We start from the raw sequence: 18,488 nt of genomic DNA on the forward strand, positions 1-18,488 counted from the left end.
ATTTGAAACGGTGCTAATAATTGCTATTAGCACCGTTTTTTTATGAGAGCAATATGACACCAGCAATTGATTTAGTGAAGAAAAAGCGCGTAACACATAAAGTACATCAGTATCATCATGACTCAACAAACAGCAGTTATGGTTTAGAGGCTGTTGAACAACTGGCGCAAAACAGTCGTCAGGTTTTTAAAACGTTATTAATATCCCTCAACGGGGAAGCTAAACGTCTTGCTGTCGCCATTATCCCTGTCGCTAATCAGTTGGATCTTAAAGCGGCAGCAAAAGCCCTTAAGGTCAAAAAAGTAGATATGGCCGATTCAACGATGGCTGAAAAAATCACCGGATATATCGTAGGTGGCATCAGCCCATTAGGGCAGAAAAAGAGTTTACCGACCTTAATGGATGAAACGGCTACCACTTTTGATACCCTGTTTATTAGTGCTGGAAGACGAGGAGTAGAGTTAGAACTCTCACCACAAGATTTGGCCACATTAACAAGAGCAACGATTGCTCCAATAGGAAAATAATGACATTTGAACTCTGGTTATCGCTTCTTGCTATCTGCATGCTAGGAGCTATGTCACCTGGCCCAAGTTTAGCGATGGTGGTAAAGCACACATTAGGCAGCAGTAGAACCCATGGTGTTGCTACCGCGTGGGCACACTCTATTGGTGTCGGCTTTTACGCGTTAATGACGCTGTTAGGGCTTGCGGTTATTTTGCAGAAGTCTCCGACGTTGTTTACGGTGATTAGTGTGTTAGGCGCTGGATATTTAGCATGGCTTGGTTTTAATGCTCTGCGATCTAAAGGCGGCGTTGCCGCGAAATTGATGGCAGGTGATGATGCTTCACTAAATGAAGCGATGCGAGATGGGTTAATGATCTCATTGTTTAACCCTAAAATGGCGTTGTTTTTTATCGCGCTATTCAGTCAATTCGTAGCAGTAGGATCGGAGCTAGCTAGTCGAGTTACTATAGTCGCAACACCGTTACTGGTTGATGGGTTATGGTATACGTTTATCGCATTTGTACTGTCTAACGAAAAAGTGGTGGATAAGTTGCGTCAACAAGCCGTTTGGATAGATAGAGCCTCTGGCGTTATCTTGTTGTTACTAGCGACAAGAGTGTTTTGGCAGGTATTCGCATAGTTATCAGTAGTGAAAAATGGATATCTTGATGGTTAATTAGCCACTTAGACTGAAATAGTTGAAAATAGATAATTAAAACTTGTGAATTTCCTTAGGTTCAGTATTATACGTCTCGTTCCGGTGATTAGCGCAGTTTGGTAGCGCATCTGGTTTGGGACCAGAGGGTCGGGGGTTCGAATCCCTCATCACCGACCACATTCTAAAAAGGCCTAGTCGAAAGACTAGGCCTTTTTGCATTTAACCCCGAATGTCGTGGGTTCCTGAATTCGAAAATCTAGCTCACCACCGACCACATTCTAAAGCCTCGTCATTTGACGAGGCTTTTTTAATGGAATTTTTTCATCACCTACCTTGTTTAACGCTCCTCATTTGGCGAGGCTCTGCTTTCTCTATTAAATGACTACAGACGTTTCAAATTTTACTCTGTTCATTGAAATGTGGGTTCGAAAGTTTTTCATGTTTGGCTCACTGTAAATTTCTCTTTTACAGAAGGCTTCATAGCGTTCAATGTCCGCAACGGTAACCAGCAGTATGAAATCGGTGTCTCCTGTTACTTGGTAGCACTGTTTCACTTCAGAGGCTGCTTTCATTTTTTGAATAAAGGCTCTGTTCAAATCTAATCGATCTCTCTCCATCTCAATGTTCATAATAATATGTAAACAAGCCCCGAGTTTCTCTTGATCGACTAAAGCGACTTCGCGACTGATGACGCCCTCTTTTTTTAATCGTTTGACTCGCTTAAGGCAAGCAGGAGGAGAGAGACCAATTGCCGACGAGAGCTGGAGATTGCTCACAGAGGCATCACTTTGTAGAAACCGCAGTATGGCTTTATCGGTACGATCAAGAAACATAATTAACAAAACTGAATGAAAAAGAAATTAATAGTAACTTTTTTAACAATTTATTGGAATTATTTCTACCTTCGAGAATTATAATAGCCACAATTACAATAAAGCGACACAGGTTGAGGATTCAATTGATTACTAATAATAGGGCGTACGCTGAGTGTAAAGGGTTCTTAGTCGCAGTCGTTAGGGTGTACTTCACGCTGCTAAAGGTGATGATTCCGGCGCTGGTTGTCGTTAAATTATTAACGCTTATGGGGGGGACGAAGATAATTGCATTGGCTCTGTCACCATTTATGGCGATGGTGGGGTTGCCACAGGAGATGGGGTTGGTATGGGCAACGGCTATGTTGACCAATCTCTACACCGGAATGGTGGTGTTTTTTGAGTTCATGGGGGAGCATGATTTATCGGTTGCACAAGTATCGGTACTCGGTGTGATGATGCTGCTCGCTCACGCCCTTCCCGTTGAAGGTGCGGTCGCCAAATTATCTGGTATCGCGTGGAGGGTAACGTTACCTTTACGTATTGTGGGGGGCTTTGTATTAGGCTTTCTGACCCATACAGTCTATCAGTTCGGTGGATGGCAACAACAGCAAGCGGTAATGATGTGGCAGCCTGAAAAGGGGCCTGACACTCTATTGCGTTGGGTTGGTGATCAAGTGGCTATGCTCATTTCAATCTTTTTTATTATTGCGGCATTGATGTTTCTGCTGAGAGTGTTGAGATGGCTCGGTATTGAGGCTGTCATTCAAAAAATGTTGTCTCCGTTACTTAACGCCTTAACCATAGGTAAGGAAGCGACGAACGTGTGTGTTATTGGTTTAACGCTAGGGTTGAGTTTTGGGGCCGGTTTACTTATCGATGAGGCGAAGTCAGGGAGAATCAAACAAAGAGACATTCTCTTATCAGTCTGTTTTTTAGGTCTTGCCCATAGTGTTATTGAAGATACGATTTTAATCTTACTTCTTGGCGCCGATATCATGTCGATTTTGTGGGGGCGATTGCTGTTTGCCTTTGTGGTGATGATTATCATTGCGAGGTGGGTCAAAGAGGACGTAGCGAAGTCCAGTTAACTGATGAGGCTTTTTCATTGGGCATATGTCACGCCTTGATAGCAACGCGATTGTTGAGTGCTTTTTTTCATCATAATATCAACGGCTATATCAGATATTATCATCAAAATAGAGTGGTTTACTTTTCAGGGATTTGAATGAACAAACAGTTGAAAAAGCTTGTTTATATTGGTTTGTTGACTCATTTAGTGAGTGCCTCTGCTGTGGCAGCTGGTTTTGATTCTGTAGGGTCGAAATTAGAGGCGTTTAATGCCAAAACAGGCGTGGTTATGATCCGCGGTTTTGAGAAGGTGGGCAGCATCTTTGCTCTTTATGGCAGCCAGTTGGATGTTGAGAGCAAAGAGTTCATCAATGTATCAGAAGGGACGACTCAGTATGGTATTACGATTGAATTAATAAAAATGGTCGGTCAAAGCAACCTCAAAAAGAAATCGTATGTGGATTATGATGAAATTGATTCGTTGATTGAAGGCATCGATTACATCACTAAAATATCCCCTAGCGTGACCAAATTTGAACACTTTCAAGCCGACTACAAAACTCGAGGCGATCTGAAAGTCTCCATTTTTAGTTCTAATGAAGGGGTATTAGGTGTAGTGACCAGCGGTAAAGAGGGAGGCGTCTCTATCTATTTCAAACTCGATACACTCACTCAAGTAAAAGCATTGCTTCTGCATGCAAAACGCCGTATTGATGTGATTCGAGGATAAGCCGGTTAGTTAACGTTACATGAGCTGTTGGAACTGTTTGTTAGTTTCGTAACGGTATACCCATGTTGCTGAAGCTGTTGCAATAGTCCCTGTTTACCAACGAGGTGCAGGGCTCCCACCAAGATAAAGTAGTGCCCATCGGCCAATTCAAACTGATTCGTTGTTAACGCATGAACCCATTGATTGTTTCGCTCATAGATTAGCTGATCAGCTAACGATTGGCTGTACTCATGTTGTTGGAGTAGTTGGTCAAGTGCTTCATCATCCCCCTGTTGCCACGCATCAATCAAACAGATTAGTTCCTGCTTAGACTCCCCCCATCCGGATAGAGTATCGATCAGCAATTCTGCGCCCTCTTGGTCAACATTTTGGAACAAGGTTATTTGAAAATCGACGCCTTCAAGTTCATACACTGGCGTACGGTTTTGATGAGCTTGCTGTAAATAAAACAGATCAACTCCTAACTCAACCTGCAAACCTGCCTCAGGCATTTGCAGCAGCTGCAGTGTGATGGCTAATAACCAAGGTGGAAGCTGAAGGTAGCGCTCGGGGCTTAATGAATACTGGTCTAGAATAGTGCGCAGTTGCGCTATCTGCGAAGAGGATAAAACCTGTTCGGCAGTAAATGTAGCCTCGCTGAGAGTAGGTTGAGCACTTGAGGTGATGTCCGCCTCTACAATTAGCCCATCGCTATTGTTAAAGGCTTGCGTAGCGGCGTCGGGCAGTGGGTAGAAGCTTGTATTCCCTGCGTGTATAGAACCTAATAGGGTGTAGGTCACTCCCTCTTTTTTTGCTTGCCATACAGAGGGTTCTGCAAACGAAAATAGAGAGATGAAAAGGAGAAAAAGAGGCAGTCGTGACAGTTTCATTGAGCAATCCATTCTAAACACAGATCTCTATAGTGTGCTTAGAATAGAGAGGAATCAAGAGGCAGTTAACGATTGATTCACTGCTACTTGTTATAGCTGTTGTAGATAACCGTCATGCCTGTTTTGCTAAAGCCAACTACATCAAACGCATCCTTTTTATTACCATACTCCATTCCTGGCGAACCCATTGGCATTCCAGGTACGGCAAGTCCAGCCAGTTTTGGTTTATCGGCTAAGAAGGATTTAATGTCTTGAGCAGGAATGTGCCCCTCAAAAACATAACCATCAATAACCGCAGTATGGCATGACGCAAGTTGAGGGGTAATGCCCAGTTTCTGTTTAATAGGATTCATATTCTCATGATCGACGACACTAACGTTGAATCCTTCATCTTCCATGTGTTTTACCCACTCGGTACAGCAACCGCAGTATGGGGATTTATGAGTAATCACATCAGTAGCAAAAGCAGATGCAGAAAACATGGCGATAGTGGACATAATAAGGGTATTTAGCTTCATGGTTTTGCTCTCTTCATAACATAGGATATGGGGGTAATCATCAAGGCGATTACTTCTGTTTCGGCGCTAACCAAAACCAGTAAATAATGGCGGCAATAAGAAGTAGGCCAAATAGATTAAACATGGTTTACCTCATTTTTATTGGTGAAAGAGGGGGTAAAAAGGCGCAGACGGTTCGCATTAGAGACAACGGTGATGGATGACAAAGCCATGGCCGCTCCCGCGATTACTGGGCTCAAAAGGCTGCCTGTTAACGGATATAAAATGCCTGCCGCAATAGGGATACCGAGTATATTATAGATAAAAGCGCCAAATAGGTTCTGCTTCATGTTATCGAGTGTCGCTTTAGAGAGTTCAATAGCCTGAACCGCTGAAACGAGTGAGTGCCTCATTAAGGTGATTTGTGCGCTCTCTATAGCAATGTCACTGCCACTTCCCATCGCAATGCCTACATTAGCCTGAGCAAGTGCAGGGGCGTCATTAATGCCATCCCCTATCATTGCCACTCGTTTTCCCTGAGCTTGTAGTTTGACTATCTGCTCAGACTTTCCATCCGGTAACACACTGGCAATCACTTGTTGAATACCTAACTGCTCAGCAATGATTGTCGCCGTAGTTTGGGTATCTCCGGTGAGCATCACGACGTCGATTCCCTGTTGCTTGAGCTGTGAAATGGCTAATGCAGAGTCATCTCGTAGAGGATCTGTAACCAGAAATAGGGCCGCTAGTTCGCCATTCACCGCCATTAAAATAGGGGTGTTAGCTTGATGCGAAGCGTGGTTAAGATCGCTGTCAGCAGCAGAAGTCTCTATTCCATGTTGCTGCATAAATTTTTGGTTACCAATAACAACTTGTTGCTGATCAACGGTGGCTTGCGCGCCTAGGCCAAGAACGGCTAAAAAATCAGAACAAGTGGGAATGAGAGCACTTTCAGGTTTTGCATAATTAACAATAGCTTGAGCAAGAGGGTGCTCAGAGTGAGATTCAACTGCGCTGCTGAGTGGCAGGAGTTCGGACTTTTGCCACTCTTGATAGATAAGCATGTCCACCACGACCGGTTTGCCTTGAGTCAGGGTGCCTGTTTTATCCACGACAACGGTGTCGATTGTGCTGGCTTGTTGCAGCACATCCGCATCTTTAATTAATACGCCAAACTCCGCAGCGCGACCCACACCAACAGTAACCGACATAGGTGTCGCTAAACCAAGAGCACAGGGGCAAGCAATAATCAGTACCGTGGTTGCAACGACCAACATATAAACACTGGAAGGCTGAGGACCAAAGTTATACCAAGCCATCGCAGCAAGTGTCGCAATGATCATGACTGAGGGTACAAAAATCGCAGATATTTGATCAGCCAGTTTTGCTAAAGCGGGTTTACTGCTCTGTGCTTGTCGAACCATAGCGATGATTCGTGAGAGGGTTGTCGCCTCTCCAATCTGTTCAGCAATAAAGGTCAACGAACCTTGTTGGTTTAACGTACCTGCTTTGATCGTTGAATCCGCGGTTTTTAACGTTGGAATCGGTTCTCCAGTTAGCATTGACTCATCGACATAGCTGTTACCCTCTATAACTCGTCCATCAACGGGAACTTTATTACCGGGTTTTAAGCGTAATAGCATGCCCGCAATAACCTGATTTAATGGCACCTCTCTTTCAATTCCGTTCTCAATGAGAGTGGCAGTTTGAGGTTGTAGGTTAAGCAGCTTCTCAAGCGCCTGCGAGGTTCTTCCTCGAGCATTGGTTTCAATAGCATGGCCGAGGGTGATTAACCCTAAAATCATCGCAGTGGCTTCAAAGTAGATGTGCCTTGCTTCTGCGGGGAAAAGATAAGGTGCGATAACGACTGTCATCGAGTAGAGCCAAGCGGCACCAGTGCCTAAGGCGACGAGGGTGTCCATGGTTGCTCTGTGGTGAGTAAACGCTTTCCAAGCATTAATGAAAAAGTGTCTGCCTGCGGTGAAAAGAAGACCTAGACACAGAATCCCGACCACGCCCCAAATTAGTTGATCTTGAGGTGATGAGATCATCATGTTCCCACCCAGTAATCCCCATAACATCAGAGGTATACCTATTGATAGTGAGATAATGGTGTTGGTACGGTGAGTTTTTAATAGCTGTTGTTGCTGCTTTTTCTGTGTGGCGCGGCGTTCACTCTCATCGTCACTGATTTGCGCCCCGTAACCAGCACTGATGATGGCGGCAATGATCTGTTCAGATGAAGCACTCCCTCTGACACTGGCTGTCTTTTCTGCAAGATTGACCACCGCTGAGGTGACCCCTGTTACGGATAGAATTGTCTGCTCTACTGAGGCGACGCAACTGGCGCAAGTCATGCCTGTTAACATGAAGTCTTGGCTATTGGATTGATTCGCTTGAACTGGCTCAGTCGGAGTGGGTAGAGCCTCCGTCACGCTAGGTTCAGCAAGGGGAAAAGAACTCTTTTGTTGATTGGCTTGGAATCCGATCTGATGAATGAGGGCAATAAGATCCGCTTCAGTGATTAACCCTGTGACGTGCAGTTCAGTTTTGGATACGCTGTAGTGAGCGATGAGTGGGTGGGGGGCTAGCGCAGATTCGACCTTGGCAACACAGCGTCCGCAATTGAGCCCAGAGAGCGCCAGTTGGTGGTGCTCTCCTGCAAGATAATCTAGCTGTTCAATTGCATTGAAAGCGTCCGATAATATAAAGTCACCGGACAGTTTCGCCGCGTGAGTATCGACCTCAACGGTAATGACACCATCAACATTATTGAGCGCAGCGGAAATTTTTTTTGCACAGCCCATACAGCGAACTTTTTGTAGTGGGATGGATAGTAAATCACTCATAATAACTCGCCATAGGATTATCAACTGAAAGACAGTGTAAACCTTCTAGCAAGAGTAAGGTCAATGACTAATAGTAAGAAATTTACTCTTGCTCTTCAGGTGACGTTTCATTCGGTGTTTGCGTCTGTTGTTCTAGATCCATTTTAGCTCTATCGGCTTTAGAGATGTATTTAGGTTTGTTGCTAGTGTGCAATTTAGCATTGGCCTTTTTGAGCCTTTTTTTCAAAATAGTGTTCATCTTTTTTTTACGATTCATGGTGATCTTCTTTCTCAGGCTGTCTTAATAGGGGGGATTTTAATCGGTTTACTATGAATAACAAGCAAACAATCTCTTTTCATCTTGACCCTACAGTAACTGGAAGGTAGAAACTATAATGAAACAGTAGCTAGAGAGGTGAATGAGTGATGAATATCAGTGAAGTAGCAAAACTGACTGGCCTTACCGCAAAAACCATCCGCTTTTATGAAAGTAAGGGGGTAATCTCTGAACCGCGCCGAAGTGATAATGGCTATCGGATATATCATCAGAAACAGATCGATGAATTAATTTTAATTCGACGCTCACGCATGGTGGGTTTTAGCTTAGATGAGTGTTTGGATCTGCTGGGGTGGGCGAATAATCCGAATCGTCGTAGTGCGGATGTCAAAGCGAAAACATTAAAAAAGATTTCTGAGATAGAAGAGAAAGTAAACGAGCTGGAGTTGATGAAAGAGACACTCACGGCTTTAGCGGTCAGTTGTCCTGGCGATGATAGTGCAGAGTGCCCAATTATTGATGGTTTGTGTCAACATGGAAAGTAGATAGAAGCCAGACGTGTTGTCTGGCTTGCTCTGAATTGCTACACCGGCTCGATAGTGAGAACAATGCCTGTGACTTTTACCACTTTTACTAAAGTATTGGCCTCAAGATCTTTGTTGGTCTCCGCTGTCCAAGTCGTATCACCAATTTTGACTCGACATTTCCCCTGTAACACTGCCTCTTCTATACGAGCGGTTTTACCTATCATCTGCAAATCTCGCTTATTGAGTAGTGAGCTCTCATCATCTTGACGATCTTTGTTGTGTTGATAACGCCACCACAACCAAGTCGCCATTAAGGAGAAGCTGGCAAAAGCGATCCACTGAAGTTGCCAACTCATGGGTATCAAAGAGAGGCATACTCCCACTATCATTGCTGATAATCCGACCCAGAGTAGATAACCTGCTGTGCCGAGAAGCTCCAATAATAATAACCCTAACCCGAAAGCGAGCCAGTGCCATAGGTTCATCTGTTCTAGCAATTCAATCATATTAACTCCGAACGGTTATGTGGTTACTTGTCGTCGTTATTGTTGTGTTTAAACATTTCGGCAACACCTGCGATTGATCCCATTAAACCTGAAGCTTCTAGAGGCAGCATGATGATCTTGCTGTTTTCCGCTTCACCAATGGATTTCAGTGCTTGAGTATAGCCTTGAGCAATAAAGTAGTTTACGGCTTGCATATCACCCTTGGCAATGGCTTCCGATACCATAGTGGTGGCGTTTGCTTCGGCTTCTGCGGCACGTTCGCGTGCTTCGGCTTGTAAAATAGCCGCTTGTTTGTCACCTTCCGCTTTTAGGATCTCAGCTTGCTTATGACCTTCCGCTTTGAGAATTTCGGCTTGGCGTATCCCTTCAGCAGTTAATACATCGGCACGTTTGTTACGCTCGGCTTTCATCTGCGCGTTCATCGCCGCGGTTAAATCAGCTGGTGGCTGAACATCTTTTATCTCAATACGGGTTACTTTAACGCCCCATGGATTGGTTGCTTCATCAACAATAGTCAATAAGCGGCTGTTTATACTGTCTCTTTGACTTAGCATCTCATCCAGCTCCATTGAGCCTAAAACAGTACGAATGTTGGTTAAGGTTAAGTTTCTGATAGCGTGTTCAAGATCGTTCACCTCATAAGCGGCGTGTGAGGCGTCAATCACTTGCACAAAACAGACGGCATCAATGGTGACATTGGCATTATCTTTTGAAATGACCTCTTGGGCAGGGATGTCCATAACCCGTTCCATCATGTTAATTTTATGCCCAATGGAGTCAATGAAAGGAACGATTAAATTTAACCCAGGGCGTAGGGTTTTGGTGTAGCGACCAAACCGCTCTACAGTCCAGTTGTTTCCTTGTGGGACCATTTTCACACCAGCGGCAATAAAAGCCATGGCGACTAAGATAAATATACCAAGAGCTATGAGCGTATCGTAAGGCATCATCTTGTTCCTTTAGGTTTTGGTTAAGTAACTGACAGACTAACCTATAAACGCGATAAAGAAGACTGAGAAGTGGTAATAATATGTAAATATTAGAGCTAGATGCAGAGACGATAATATTGTTTTTATCAGTAACGGTGTAGGGCATGTTTGTGCCTACACCGAATGACACAGAATGGGAATTAGTAGAGCAGTGAGTAGAGCTGACGACGATAGGTGGCTGCGGTTGCATTTCCTTGACCCAGAGCGGCCAAGATATCCATCATAGTCTTTTTTGCGTCACCATCATTAAAGTTAAGATCTTTGCGTAAAATGGTAATTAAAAGCTCTAAGGCTTCATCTTGACGACCTGCACTGTTATACGCAATCGCTAGCTCAAGCGCGATGGACAAACTTGAAGGATCTTGTTTTTGTTGCGCTTCAAGCTGACGAATTTCCGGTGTATCACCTGCTTGTTTATGTAATTCAAGCTTGGCAATTAATCCTTTGTATTTAGCATCTTGATCTTGCATTGGAATCGACGTTAATAGGTTTTCGACTTCATCAAACTGTTGCAATTCCGCTAAACACTCTGCGATAGCAAGTTTGATAATACTGTTACCTTGAAAGTGAACAAGCAGAGTCCGTAGTGTGGGTAGAGCTTGTTCAAACTCTCCAGCATCAACCAGTTCCATGGCCGCTTTCAATTGCATCTCCTCTTGGCTTGGGAGGTGCTTGCTTAACATCGTAGTGATCGCTTCAATGGTTTGTGGGCCACCCATGCCATCCACTGGCTTACCATTAATAAATAGAGCAATGGTTGGCAGGGCTTGAACACCGAACTGGCTAGCGATCATCTGCTCTTGTTCGCAGTTGAGTAGTGCGAGAGTAAATTGACCTGAATATTGGTGAGCTAACTGTTGCAAGCTGGGAATTATATCGGCACTTTCTGGCTGCGATGCGGCCCAAAAGTGAATAAGCAGAGGCGCTTGCGTTGATCCCTCAATGACGCTTTGGAAGTTTTGTTGGTTCAGTTCTGTGATGTAATTGGGCTGCATTGTCTGGTTCACCTTAATGAAGTTCTATAGCCATAATCTGAGGGCATATCGCTTGATTTTCAAGGGGGTGAAGCAAATAGTGGCGATTAAAAAAGAAGTAGAGCCGTTAGTGCTAAGCCAACGCAAAGCCAATTTACTTGATTAAATGTCATTTTTTCCTCTGTCACTTTCTGTGTCTGTTTCACATGATGAATATTACTTGCCTAACATGACACATAGATGACAGTGGTTATCAATCACCTTTAGCTAACAGAAAATCGAGCTGCTTGCTGGATAAAAGTCGCTTAAGTAGGGCAAAAATCTTGGTTGGGGTCGTTACACGGTATCGAACTCTGGCTTTTTTTGCGGTTAAAGCGTGCAGCAGAGGTGGCACAATAGCAGAGGATGGCAAGGTGAACTTATTGTTTGAATCCTTTTTTGCTAAGCGTTCAATTTGTTTGAGGTATGACCGTTGATGAACGCTATGTTCAGGGGCTATCCAGCGGTGGAAAGAGTGTAAGGCATTGGCTCGAAAACGTGATTCAATCGGCCCAGGTTCAATTAGGCTAACTTGAATACCGCTGCCTCGTAATTCAAGGCGCAACGTATCTGTCCACCCCTCTACCGCAAATTTTGATGCGTTATAGGCTCCACGGTACTTCATTGCGACAATACCAAGGACTGAGCTGTTCTGGATGATACGGCCACATCCAGCTCTTCGCATGGTGGGTAATAGTTCTGAAATAAGTTGATGCCAACCAAACAAGTTTACCTCAAACTGCTCCTTCAGAGCTTCTCTTGGTAGATCTTCTAAAGCGCCAGCTTGCCCATAAGCCCCATTATTAAATAGAGCATAAATTGAACCATCGGTAAGTGATAAGGTCTCTTCGACCGCTTTAGTAATGCTAGAGGGGTCTTTAAGATCAAGCTGGATACACGTAAGCCCTTCTGAGGTTAGACGTTCAACATCTTCTGCTTTACGGCAGGAGGCGATGACTTGAAAAGTCGGTGTTGTTACGCCGTTTATTCGACTTTGATGGTTATGCAGATCATGGGCACACTGGTAACCGATACCACTTGAACATCCCGTGATTAAAATTGAACGTCTCATTCTATCCTTACTTTAAAAGATCTTTCAGCGCCGTTTCAATTCTTGGAAAGTGAAAATGAAAACCAGAATCGACGAGGTGTTTGGGTTTGGCTTTAATGCTGTCTAACAGTAACACTGAAGACTCACCAAGCACGAGCTTTATCATAGGGGTTGGAGTGAATAGAAAGTGAGGTCGTCGCAGTGTATTGGCAAGACTGCGACTGAAGACAATGTTAGAAACAGGATGGGGAGACGTCAGGTTATATACACCTTGCGCTGTACTGCTGTTTAATAGAAAGACAATCGCTTGTACCATGTCTTCAATATGAATCCATGGCATATACTGTTTACCATCACCAATAGGGCCGCCAAGACCGCATTGATAAGGCAGTAACATTTTCGCAAGTGCACCCCCTTTTTTACCTAACACAACCCCAGTTCTAATGGTGCACACTCGAGTATGTTCTGATTGGGCTTGATTGGCAATTTTCTCCCATTTATCACACACCATATGAGTAAAACCTGCAGTAGGTGATGAGTGATTTTCATCTAATGGATTGGATTGTTGATCGCCATAGAATCCAACCGCAGAACCACTAATGAATATGTGAGGTGGGTTTGAACTGGCTTTACATTGCTCAACCAACTGTTTGGTAAGATCCCAACGGCTTTGACAGATTTTATCTTTCTGTTCAGTGGACCAACGTTTATTGAAAATGGGCTCCCCCGCTAAATTAATAATGGCATCAATATCGTCAAGGTGCTCTAACTCAGAAAGCGACTCAATGAAGGATATATTACCAAAAGTGATGTGAGAAAGTTGGATTTCAGCTCGAGGAATCGACCGTGTTAATACCACAAGTGTGTGGTGCTTTAAGTATTCAAGAAGGTATGAACCAATAAAACCACTAGCACCTGTTAATAGTATCTTCATAATGATTCCGAATATGGATGGTGCTTTAAGTATAAATAAAGAGTGAAAAAAATAAAGTTAGCCATGAAAAGAAAGAGAATAACTGGAAACTGATTTGATGTTACTCAGGGAATAGTAATAGAGTTGCCGTATACTCTCATTATTGTTTTTGACTAGGAAAGCGAACTTGAAAATATTCTTTGTGTCGGATCTGCACGGAAGTCTGCCTGCTACCCAGGTGGCAATAGAGAAATTCACTGCATCAGGCGCTGAACATCTAATTCTGCTCGGGGATGTGTTATACCACGGCCCGCGTAATCCGATCCCCCAAGGTTATGATCCGAAAGCAGTCGCTGAGTTATTAAATCGTTATGCCCATAAGATCATCGCGGTGAGAGGGAACTGTGACAGTGAAGTAGACCAAGCACTGCTCACATTCCCTATTATGTCTGATTTTACCTATGTACTTCTTGAAAGTGGGCAGCGACTCTTTTTGACTCATGGTCACCTTTATCATAAAGATAATACGCCACCATTAAATCATCATGATGTGATTGTTCATGGGCACACTCACATTCCGGTTGCGGAGCAATATGGAGAACAGTTTCTGTTTAACCCTGGTTCTGTCACTTTTCCTCGTGATAATCACCCTGCAAGTTACGGTGTGTATCAGAATGGTAAGTTGTCAGTAATGGATTTTGACGATAGAGAGATAGCATCAGTGGCGATATGATATCGCCACTGAATCAGAGGTAAGAGGTATCAGTGAGTAAAGAGGATTGCAGAGCCGTTATTTAAACTGGTGAGCAGCAGCGTTTTGTTATTGATAATATCAACGCGTTGGGTCCGTTCTGCTTGCATTTTAAAAATCTTCATCATTTCAGTGATCTGTTCTTTACTGAACTCACGAGTAGCATTGGCAGTTACATCGCTGAAATCAACCGGATTGATAATCAGATATTGGCCACTAAAACTCCACTTCCCTGACTCATTGATGTGAATCTCTGAAGGGATGGTTTGTCCATCTTCTGAGTACAACTTAATGATGCTGTCTTTGGAGTATTTTCCATTTGGGTGATACACCACGTTGCTATTGATGTCAGCTCGTTTCAGGTTGCTAAGAATATTTAACGTTGTATTGATACGAGTGGTCATGTTTGACTCCCATTTCTGGGAGGTTAATAGCTGAGTGGTTTTAAAATCACTGCTCCAATATAACCAAGCACTAAGAGCTGCTGATAACAGTAGAATGATAAGTGCGAGATGTTTTTTTATATTCAAGCTGTGTTGTTTATTTAGCTGCATACTTTATCCACTTTAACTTGGTCAATGAGTAATCTCACGGTGATACTTTCACTTGAGTGCTTGAGAGTGTGGATATAATTGAGAATTAATTGCTCCCCCTGCCCACTGGTCGCAATCACTTCTATCGGTTTCATTGTGCCAGTATGCACCTGATTATAACGAATCACACAGCGCTCAATCAGAGGTTTCCAATTAGCAATATCAGGATGATTCATTGGGACTAAAATCGGTGTTTGATCATACTGAGCGACCTGAACAAAGGCGGAGGATTTTGGGCTTAATGAGCTGTAAGCGATGAAAGGCAGAATGAGTGCGGCAATTAACATCAACCATCTTATTGGCGATGGGTGCTTTTTTGGTGCACTTATTGGTTCAATTGGCTTACTCGATGCTGTTACTTGAATCGGCTCTGCACTTTGGTTGGTTACCTTAATACTCTCCTCAACAGGTTCACTCGTTACCGCCGATTGTTGGATAAGAGACTCTTTTTTTGTGGAGATGGCATAGATAGAGTCAGTCAATTCAACGTCAGAAGTGAGTGTTTTCACTGTTGCGATAAATTGATAGCCTCTTTTAGGTACCGTTTTGATAAACACAGGCGACTTGGTCGAGTCATTAAGCATTTTTCGTAGGGTAGATATGGCTTGAGTAAGGCTTGAGTCATCAACTTCAAAACCTTGGTCACGCCACACATACTCATGCAGTTGGTCGCGACTAACAGTATTACCCGCTTCTTTAATCATTAGACTAAGAACACGACTCTCGTTGGTGCCTAGTCTCGCATAGTGACTATCATTTAACTCATCAACAAGGCTATTGTCTGTCGGGTTAAAAATAAACCGTTGACCAAGCATTATCTTTGGAATTGCATTATTCATTATTTTTTGTACTCAATAATAATGTAGCTAAATTGGATACTGAAGCGAAGAAATAGAGTCACATTCCATGTTCAAAAACTATAAAAGTCACTAAATCTGGATCACATTATATCAAAAAAAATAAAAAATCATTGATTTAACTGATTGCTCTTGAAAAAAAATGTTTCGGCCTAATCTACTTAGGTAACAGGTAAATGAATTAATGTCGGAGTTAAAATGAGCGAGCAACAAACAAATAATAAAGAGACACGTGGTTTTCAATCAGAAGTGAAACAGCTTCTGCATCTCATGATCCACTCTTTGTACTCAAACAAAGAGATATTCTTGCGTGAACTTATTTCAAATGCTTCGGATGCTTCAGATAAGTTACGTTTTCAGGCGCTATCCAATGGTGACCTTTATGAAGGTGATGCAGATTTAGGCGTGAAAATCACGTTCAATGAAGAGAACAATACATTAACGTTGATCGATAACGGTATCGGTATGAGCCGTGATGATGTTATTGAGCATCTTGGTACGATTGCAAAATCTGGTACCGCAGAGTTTTTCTCAAAATTATCAAATGATGAAACTAAAGATTCACAGCTGATCGGTCAGTTTGGTGTTGGTTTCTATTCAGCATTTATTGTTGCTGATGCGGTAACAGTAAAAACACGTGCTGCCGGTCTTCCTGCTGAGCAAGGTGTGCAATGGCATTCTGCGGGTGAAGGCGATTACGAAATTGAAGATATCACTAAAGCATCACGTGGTACTGAAATTACCCTTCATATGCGTGATGAAGGTAAAGAGTTCTTAAATGAGTGGCGTCTTAAAGAGGTGATCAGTAAATATTCTGATCACATCGGAATCCCTGTTTCTATCTGGAGCATTGAAAAAGATGAAGAGGGGAATGATAAAGAGGGCAAGTGGGATCAAATAAATAAAGCCCAAGCGCTTTGGACACGTAATAAGTCTGATATCTCTGAAGAGGAGTATAAAGAGTTCTATAAACACGTCTCTGGTGACTACTCTGACCCTTTAGTCTGGAGCCATAACCGCGTAGAAGGTAAAAACGACTACACAAGCCTACTGTATATCCCAGCTAAAGCACCATGGGATATGATGAACCGTGACCATAAAAGTGGCCTAAAACTGTTTGTTCAACGTGTGTTCATTATGGATGATGCAGAGCAGTTTATGCCTAGCTATCTTCGTTTTGCACGCGGTTTGATTGACTCGAATGATCTACCATTAAACGTTTCTCGTGAAATCTTACAAGATAACAAAGTGACGCAATCTTTACGTAATGCGTGTACTAAACGTGTCCTGACTCTGCTTGAGCGTCTTGCTAAAAATGACGATGAAAAATATCTTTCATTTTGGAAAGAGTTTGGCCAGGTATTAAAAGAGGGGCCAGCAGAAGACTTTGCCAATAAAGATAAAGTGGCGAACCTACTGCGCTTTGCTTCAACTCATAGCGATTCAGCAGAGCAAAGTGTTGGTTTAGCAAGTTATGTTGAACGTATGAAAGAGGATCAAGATAAAATATTTTTCTTAACTGCTGACAGCTATGCCGCCGCGAAAAACAGCCCTCACCTTGAGCAGTTTAAAGCGAAAGGGATTGAAGTAGTATTAATGTATGATCGCATTGATGAGTGGTTGATGAACTACTTAACTGAGTTTGATGGGAAACAATTCCAATCAATTACGAAGGCAGATCTTGATTTAAGCAAGTTTGAAAACGAAGAAGATAAAGAGAAGCAGAAAGAGAAAGAAGAAGAGTTTGCTTCGGTCGTTGAAAGAACAAAAGCTTATTTAGGAAGCCGAGTAAAAGAGGTGCGTACCACCTTTAAATTAGCCACGACACCTGCTGTAGTTGTGACGGATGAGAATGAGATGGGCACTCAAATGGCTAAGTTGTTGGAAGCAGCGGGTCAAGCGGCTCCAGAAGTACAGTACATCTTTGAAATTAACCCAGAGCACGCTTTAGTGAAAGCGATGGCAGATGAAACGGATGAAGAAGCATTTGGTCGTTGGGCTGAGATGTTATTGGGTCAGGCGATGCTGGCTGAGAAAGGTTCTTTAGAGGATCCTTCACAGTTCTTGGGTGCAATTAACCAACTGCTTGCAAAATAATCAAACCTCAAAGGTGGTTGACTAAGGTATAATCGACTCAACTGCTTTTTTGATAAACAATACTATCAAGCTCGACTGTCTCTATTGATATGTCGAGCTTGATAGCGTTCACGGTTCCGTGTATGGTTCTGTGAATTAATTTCACTTCGACTCTTATACCGAAATTTATATGCCAATAATCATTGCATTTGAATGTGTGACGTTCGGTATAACATCTATTCATATTTAAAGGGGAAAAGAATGCGCATCATTCTTCTAGGTGCTCCAGGCGCTGGTAAAGGTACACAAGCTCAGTTCATCATGGACAAATTTGGTATCCCACAAATTTCCACTGGCGACATGCTACGTGCTGCAATCAAAGCCGGTACTGAGATGGGTAAGCAAGCAAAAGCCGTTATCGATGCGGGCCAGTTAGTGTCTGACGATATCATTCTTGGCCTTGTAAAAGAGCGTATTGCTCAAGACGATTGTGAGAAAGGCTTTCTGTTAGACGGTTTCCCGCGCACTCTTCCGCAAGCTGATGGTCTTAAAGAGATTGGTGTTGCTGTCGATTACGTGATTGAATTTGATGTATCTGACGACGTGATTGTTGAGCGTATGTCTGGGCGTCGTGCTCACCTACCATCTGGTCGTACTTACCACGTTACGTTTAATCCGCCTAAAGTTGAAGGCAAAGATGATGAGACGGGCGAAGATCTTGTGGTTCGTGATGACGATAAAGCAGAAACAGTATTAGCGCGTTTAGGGGTTTACCATGAGCAGACTTCACCACTGATAGAATACTATGGTAAAGAAGCGGCTGCGGGTAACACGACCTATCTGAAATTTGATGGGACTAAAGCGGTTGCTGAAGTTAGTTCGGATCTAGAAAAAGCACTCTCATAAGTGACTTTAACTCCTATTTCTATATAGTTAGAGGCGACCTATTGGTCGCCTTTTTTA

General features: G+C 43.1%; 20 protein-coding genes and 1 tRNA gene. 9 read left to right on the top strand and 12 right to left on the bottom strand.

The genetic code is table 11. The features are described 5' to 3' along the window. Nucleotides 1–53: 53 nt before the first annotated feature. The 3 genes from ybaK (at nucleotide 54) to L4C32_RS13295 (ending at nucleotide 1,342) form a co-directional block, all read left to right on the top strand. Nucleotides 54–527: a Cys-tRNA(Pro) deacylase gene (gene ybaK, locus L4C32_RS13285; protein WP_428197363.1), complete on the top strand. Its 474-nt coding sequence runs from the start codon at nucleotides 54–56 to the stop codon at nucleotides 525–527. Next, a complete protein-coding gene (locus L4C32_RS13290) occupies nucleotides 527–1,147 on the top strand; it encodes a LysE family translocator (RefSeq protein WP_428197364.1) in 621 nt (206 codons plus the stop codon). The genes ybaK and L4C32_RS13290 overlap by 1 nt, the downstream gene beginning before the upstream one ends. Before the next feature lie 118 nt (nucleotides 1,148–1,265). Continuing rightward, nucleotides 1,266–1,342 (top strand) — tRNA-Pro (locus L4C32_RS13295). Between the two features lie 197 nt (nucleotides 1,343–1,539). On the opposite strand, the gene L4C32_RS13300 is transcribed toward L4C32_RS13295, so the two are convergent. Beyond that, nucleotides 1,540–1,998, bottom strand: a complete 459-nt coding sequence (locus L4C32_RS13300) for an Lrp/AsnC family transcriptional regulator (protein WP_428197365.1) — start codon at nucleotides 1,996–1,998, stop codon at nucleotides 1,540–1,542. 125 nt (nucleotides 1,999–2,123) lie between these two features. Between L4C32_RS13300 and L4C32_RS13305 the strand changes: the two genes are divergently transcribed. Together L4C32_RS13305 and L4C32_RS13310 are read left to right on the top strand one after the other, a co-directional pair. Then, nucleotides 2,124–3,068, top strand: coding sequence for a hypothetical protein (locus L4C32_RS13305; RefSeq protein WP_428197366.1), 945 nt, complete (start codon nucleotides 2,124–2,126; stop codon nucleotides 3,066–3,068). Between the two features lie 137 nt (nucleotides 3,069–3,205). Further along, nucleotides 3,206–3,778 (top strand): hypothetical protein, encoded by a 573-nt coding sequence (locus L4C32_RS13310; RefSeq protein ID WP_428197367.1) that lies wholly within the window; start codon nucleotides 3,206–3,208, stop codon nucleotides 3,776–3,778. 5 nt (nucleotides 3,779–3,783) lie between these two features. Here the strand turns inward: L4C32_RS13310 and L4C32_RS13315 are convergent, their stop codons facing one another. The 4 genes from L4C32_RS13315 to L4C32_RS13330 form a co-directional block, all read right to left on the bottom strand. Next, nucleotides 3,784–4,647, bottom strand: a complete 864-nt coding sequence (locus tag L4C32_RS13315) for a TraB/GumN family protein (RefSeq protein WP_428197368.1) — start codon at nucleotides 4,645–4,647, stop codon at nucleotides 3,784–3,786. Between the two features lie 83 nt (nucleotides 4,648–4,730). Further along, nucleotides 4,731–5,165: a DUF411 domain-containing protein gene (locus L4C32_RS13320; protein ID WP_428197369.1), complete on the bottom strand. Its 435-nt coding sequence runs from the start codon at nucleotides 5,163–5,165 to the stop codon at nucleotides 4,731–4,733. 116 nt (nucleotides 5,166–5,281) lie between these two features. Beyond that, entirely contained in the window at nucleotides 5,282–7,993 is a 2,712-nt protein-coding gene (locus L4C32_RS13325; protein ID WP_428197370.1) for a cation transporter, read from the bottom strand. Nucleotides 7,994–8,075: 82 nt separating this feature from the next. Further along, nucleotides 8,076–8,249 (bottom strand): DUF2986 domain-containing protein, encoded by a 174-nt coding sequence (locus L4C32_RS13330; RefSeq protein WP_428197371.1) that lies wholly within the window; start codon nucleotides 8,247–8,249, stop codon nucleotides 8,076–8,078. 149 nt (nucleotides 8,250–8,398) lie between these two features. Here L4C32_RS13330 and cueR point away from each other — a divergent pair, with 149 nt between their 5' ends. Further along, nucleotides 8,399–8,794 carry a Cu(I)-responsive transcriptional regulator gene (gene cueR / locus L4C32_RS13335; protein ID WP_428197372.1) on the top strand — a complete coding sequence of 132 codons (396 nt, stop codon included), beginning with the start codon at nucleotides 8,399–8,401 and terminating at the stop codon, nucleotides 8,792–8,794. Between the two features lie 38 nt (nucleotides 8,795–8,832). Here cueR and L4C32_RS13340 read toward each other — a convergent pair whose 3' ends face one another. The 5 genes from L4C32_RS13340 to L4C32_RS13360 all read right to left on the bottom strand — a co-directional run bounded on the left by L4C32_RS13340 (nucleotide 8,833) and on the right by L4C32_RS13360 (nucleotide 13,269). Further along, nucleotides 8,833–9,282 carry an NfeD family protein gene (locus tag L4C32_RS13340; protein ID WP_428197373.1) on the bottom strand — a complete coding sequence of 150 codons (450 nt, stop codon included), beginning with the start codon at nucleotides 9,280–9,282 and terminating at the stop codon, nucleotides 8,833–8,835. Between the two features lie 23 nt (nucleotides 9,283–9,305). After that, nucleotides 9,306–10,229: an SPFH domain-containing protein gene (locus L4C32_RS13345; RefSeq protein WP_428197400.1), complete on the bottom strand. Its 924-nt coding sequence runs from the start codon at nucleotides 10,227–10,229 to the stop codon at nucleotides 9,306–9,308. Nucleotides 10,230–10,411: 182 nt separating this feature from the next. After that, nucleotides 10,412–11,266 (bottom strand): co-chaperone YbbN, encoded by an 855-nt coding sequence (locus L4C32_RS13350; RefSeq protein ID WP_428197374.1) that lies wholly within the window; start codon nucleotides 11,264–11,266, stop codon nucleotides 10,412–10,414. Between the two features lie 232 nt (nucleotides 11,267–11,498). Next, nucleotides 11,499–12,356 (bottom strand): SDR family oxidoreductase, encoded by an 858-nt coding sequence (locus tag L4C32_RS13355; protein ID WP_428197375.1) that lies wholly within the window; start codon nucleotides 12,354–12,356, stop codon nucleotides 11,499–11,501. Between the two features lie 7 nt (nucleotides 12,357–12,363). Next, nucleotides 12,364–13,269 (bottom strand): TIGR01777 family oxidoreductase, encoded by a 906-nt coding sequence (locus L4C32_RS13360; protein WP_428197376.1) that lies wholly within the window; start codon nucleotides 13,267–13,269, stop codon nucleotides 12,364–12,366. A 166-nt stretch (nucleotides 13,270–13,435) separates the two neighbouring features. Here L4C32_RS13360 and yfcE point away from each other — a divergent pair, with 166 nt between their 5' ends. Continuing rightward, the gene (gene yfcE / locus L4C32_RS13365) at nucleotides 13,436–13,981 is read left to right on the top strand and encodes a phosphodiesterase (RefSeq protein WP_428197377.1); all 546 of its coding nucleotides are present in this window, start codon (nucleotides 13,436–13,438) and stop codon (nucleotides 13,979–13,981) included. Nucleotides 13,982–14,010: 29 nt separating this feature from the next. On the opposite strand, the gene L4C32_RS13370 is transcribed toward yfcE, so the two are convergent. Continuing rightward, nucleotides 14,011–14,553 (bottom strand): regulatory protein ToxS, encoded by a 543-nt coding sequence (locus L4C32_RS13370; RefSeq protein WP_428197378.1) that lies wholly within the window; start codon nucleotides 14,551–14,553, stop codon nucleotides 14,011–14,013. Further along, nucleotides 14,544–15,431 carry a winged helix-turn-helix domain-containing protein gene (locus L4C32_RS13375; protein ID WP_428197379.1) on the bottom strand — a complete coding sequence of 296 codons (888 nt, stop codon included), beginning with the start codon at nucleotides 15,429–15,431 and terminating at the stop codon, nucleotides 14,544–14,546. Before L4C32_RS13375 ends, L4C32_RS13370 begins: the two co-directional genes overlap by 10 nt. Nucleotides 15,432–15,647: 216 nt before the next feature. Between L4C32_RS13375 and htpG the strand changes: the two genes are divergently transcribed. Together htpG and adk are read left to right on the top strand one after the other, a co-directional pair. Then, entirely contained in the window at nucleotides 15,648–17,546 is a 1,899-nt protein-coding gene (htpG, locus tag L4C32_RS13380) for a molecular chaperone HtpG (protein ID WP_428197380.1), read from the top strand. Nucleotides 17,547–17,786: 240 nt separating this feature from the next. Then, nucleotides 17,787–18,431 carry an adenylate kinase gene (gene adk, locus L4C32_RS13385; protein WP_428197381.1) on the top strand — a complete coding sequence of 215 codons (645 nt, stop codon included), beginning with the start codon at nucleotides 17,787–17,789 and terminating at the stop codon, nucleotides 18,429–18,431. Nucleotides 18,432–18,488 lie beyond the last annotated feature (57 nt).

Source organism: Aliivibrio kagoshimensis, from assembly GCF_050337105.1.
Lineage (GTDB): Bacteria > Pseudomonadota > Gammaproteobacteria > Enterobacterales > Vibrionaceae > Aliivibrio_A > Aliivibrio_A kagoshimensis.

What these genes read in the sequence shown, in the direction of transcription:
- ybaK (WP_428197363.1), top strand. Translation starts at nt 54, where the DNA reads ATGACACCAGCAATTGATTTAGTGAAGAAAAAGCGCGTAACACATAAA.
- L4C32_RS13290 (WP_428197364.1), top strand. Translation starts at nt 527, where the DNA reads ATGACATTTGAACTCTGGTTATCGCTTCTTGCTATCTGCATGCTAGGA.
- L4C32_RS13300 (WP_428197365.1), bottom strand. Translation starts at nt 1,998, where the DNA reads ATGTTTCTTGATCGTACCGATAAAGCCATACTGCGGTTTCTACAAAGT.
- L4C32_RS13310 (WP_428197367.1), top strand. Translation starts at nt 3,206, where the DNA reads ATGAACAAACAGTTGAAAAAGCTTGTTTATATTGGTTTGTTGACTCAT.
- L4C32_RS13315 (WP_428197368.1), bottom strand. Translation starts at nt 4,647, where the DNA reads ATGAAACTGTCACGACTGCCTCTTTTTCTCCTTTTCATCTCTCTATTT.
- L4C32_RS13320 (WP_428197369.1), bottom strand. Translation starts at nt 5,165, where the DNA reads ATGAAGCTAAATACCCTTATTATGTCCACTATCGCCATGTTTTCTGCA.
- L4C32_RS13325 (WP_428197370.1), bottom strand. Translation starts at nt 7,993, where the DNA reads ATGAGTGATTTACTATCCATCCCACTACAAAAAGTTCGCTGTATGGGC.
- L4C32_RS13330 (WP_428197371.1), bottom strand. Translation starts at nt 8,249, where the DNA reads ATGAATCGTAAAAAAAAGATGAACACTATTTTGAAAAAAAGGCTCAAA.
- cueR (WP_428197372.1), top strand. Translation starts at nt 8,399, where the DNA reads ATGAATATCAGTGAAGTAGCAAAACTGACTGGCCTTACCGCAAAAACC.
- L4C32_RS13340 (WP_428197373.1), bottom strand. Translation starts at nt 9,282, where the DNA reads ATGATTGAATTGCTAGAACAGATGAACCTATGGCACTGGCTCGCTTTC.
- L4C32_RS13345 (WP_428197400.1), bottom strand. Translation starts at nt 10,229, where the DNA reads ATGCCTTACGATACGCTCATAGCTCTTGGTATATTTATCTTAGTCGCC.
- L4C32_RS13350 (WP_428197374.1), bottom strand. Translation starts at nt 11,266, where the DNA reads ATGCAGCCCAATTACATCACAGAACTGAACCAACAAAACTTCCAAAGC.
- L4C32_RS13355 (WP_428197375.1), bottom strand. Translation starts at nt 12,356, where the DNA reads ATGAGACGTTCAATTTTAATCACGGGATGTTCAAGTGGTATCGGTTAC.
- L4C32_RS13360 (WP_428197376.1), bottom strand. Translation starts at nt 13,269, where the DNA reads ATGAAGATACTATTAACAGGTGCTAGTGGTTTTATTGGTTCATACCTT.
- L4C32_RS13370 (WP_428197378.1), bottom strand. Translation starts at nt 14,553, where the DNA reads ATGCAGCTAAATAAACAACACAGCTTGAATATAAAAAAACATCTCGCA.
- L4C32_RS13375 (WP_428197379.1), bottom strand. Translation starts at nt 15,431, where the DNA reads ATGAATAATGCAATTCCAAAGATAATGCTTGGTCAACGGTTTATTTTT.
- htpG (WP_428197380.1), top strand. Translation starts at nt 15,648, where the DNA reads ATGAGCGAGCAACAAACAAATAATAAAGAGACACGTGGTTTTCAATCA.
- adk (WP_428197381.1), top strand. Translation starts at nt 17,787, where the DNA reads ATGCGCATCATTCTTCTAGGTGCTCCAGGCGCTGGTAAAGGTACACAA.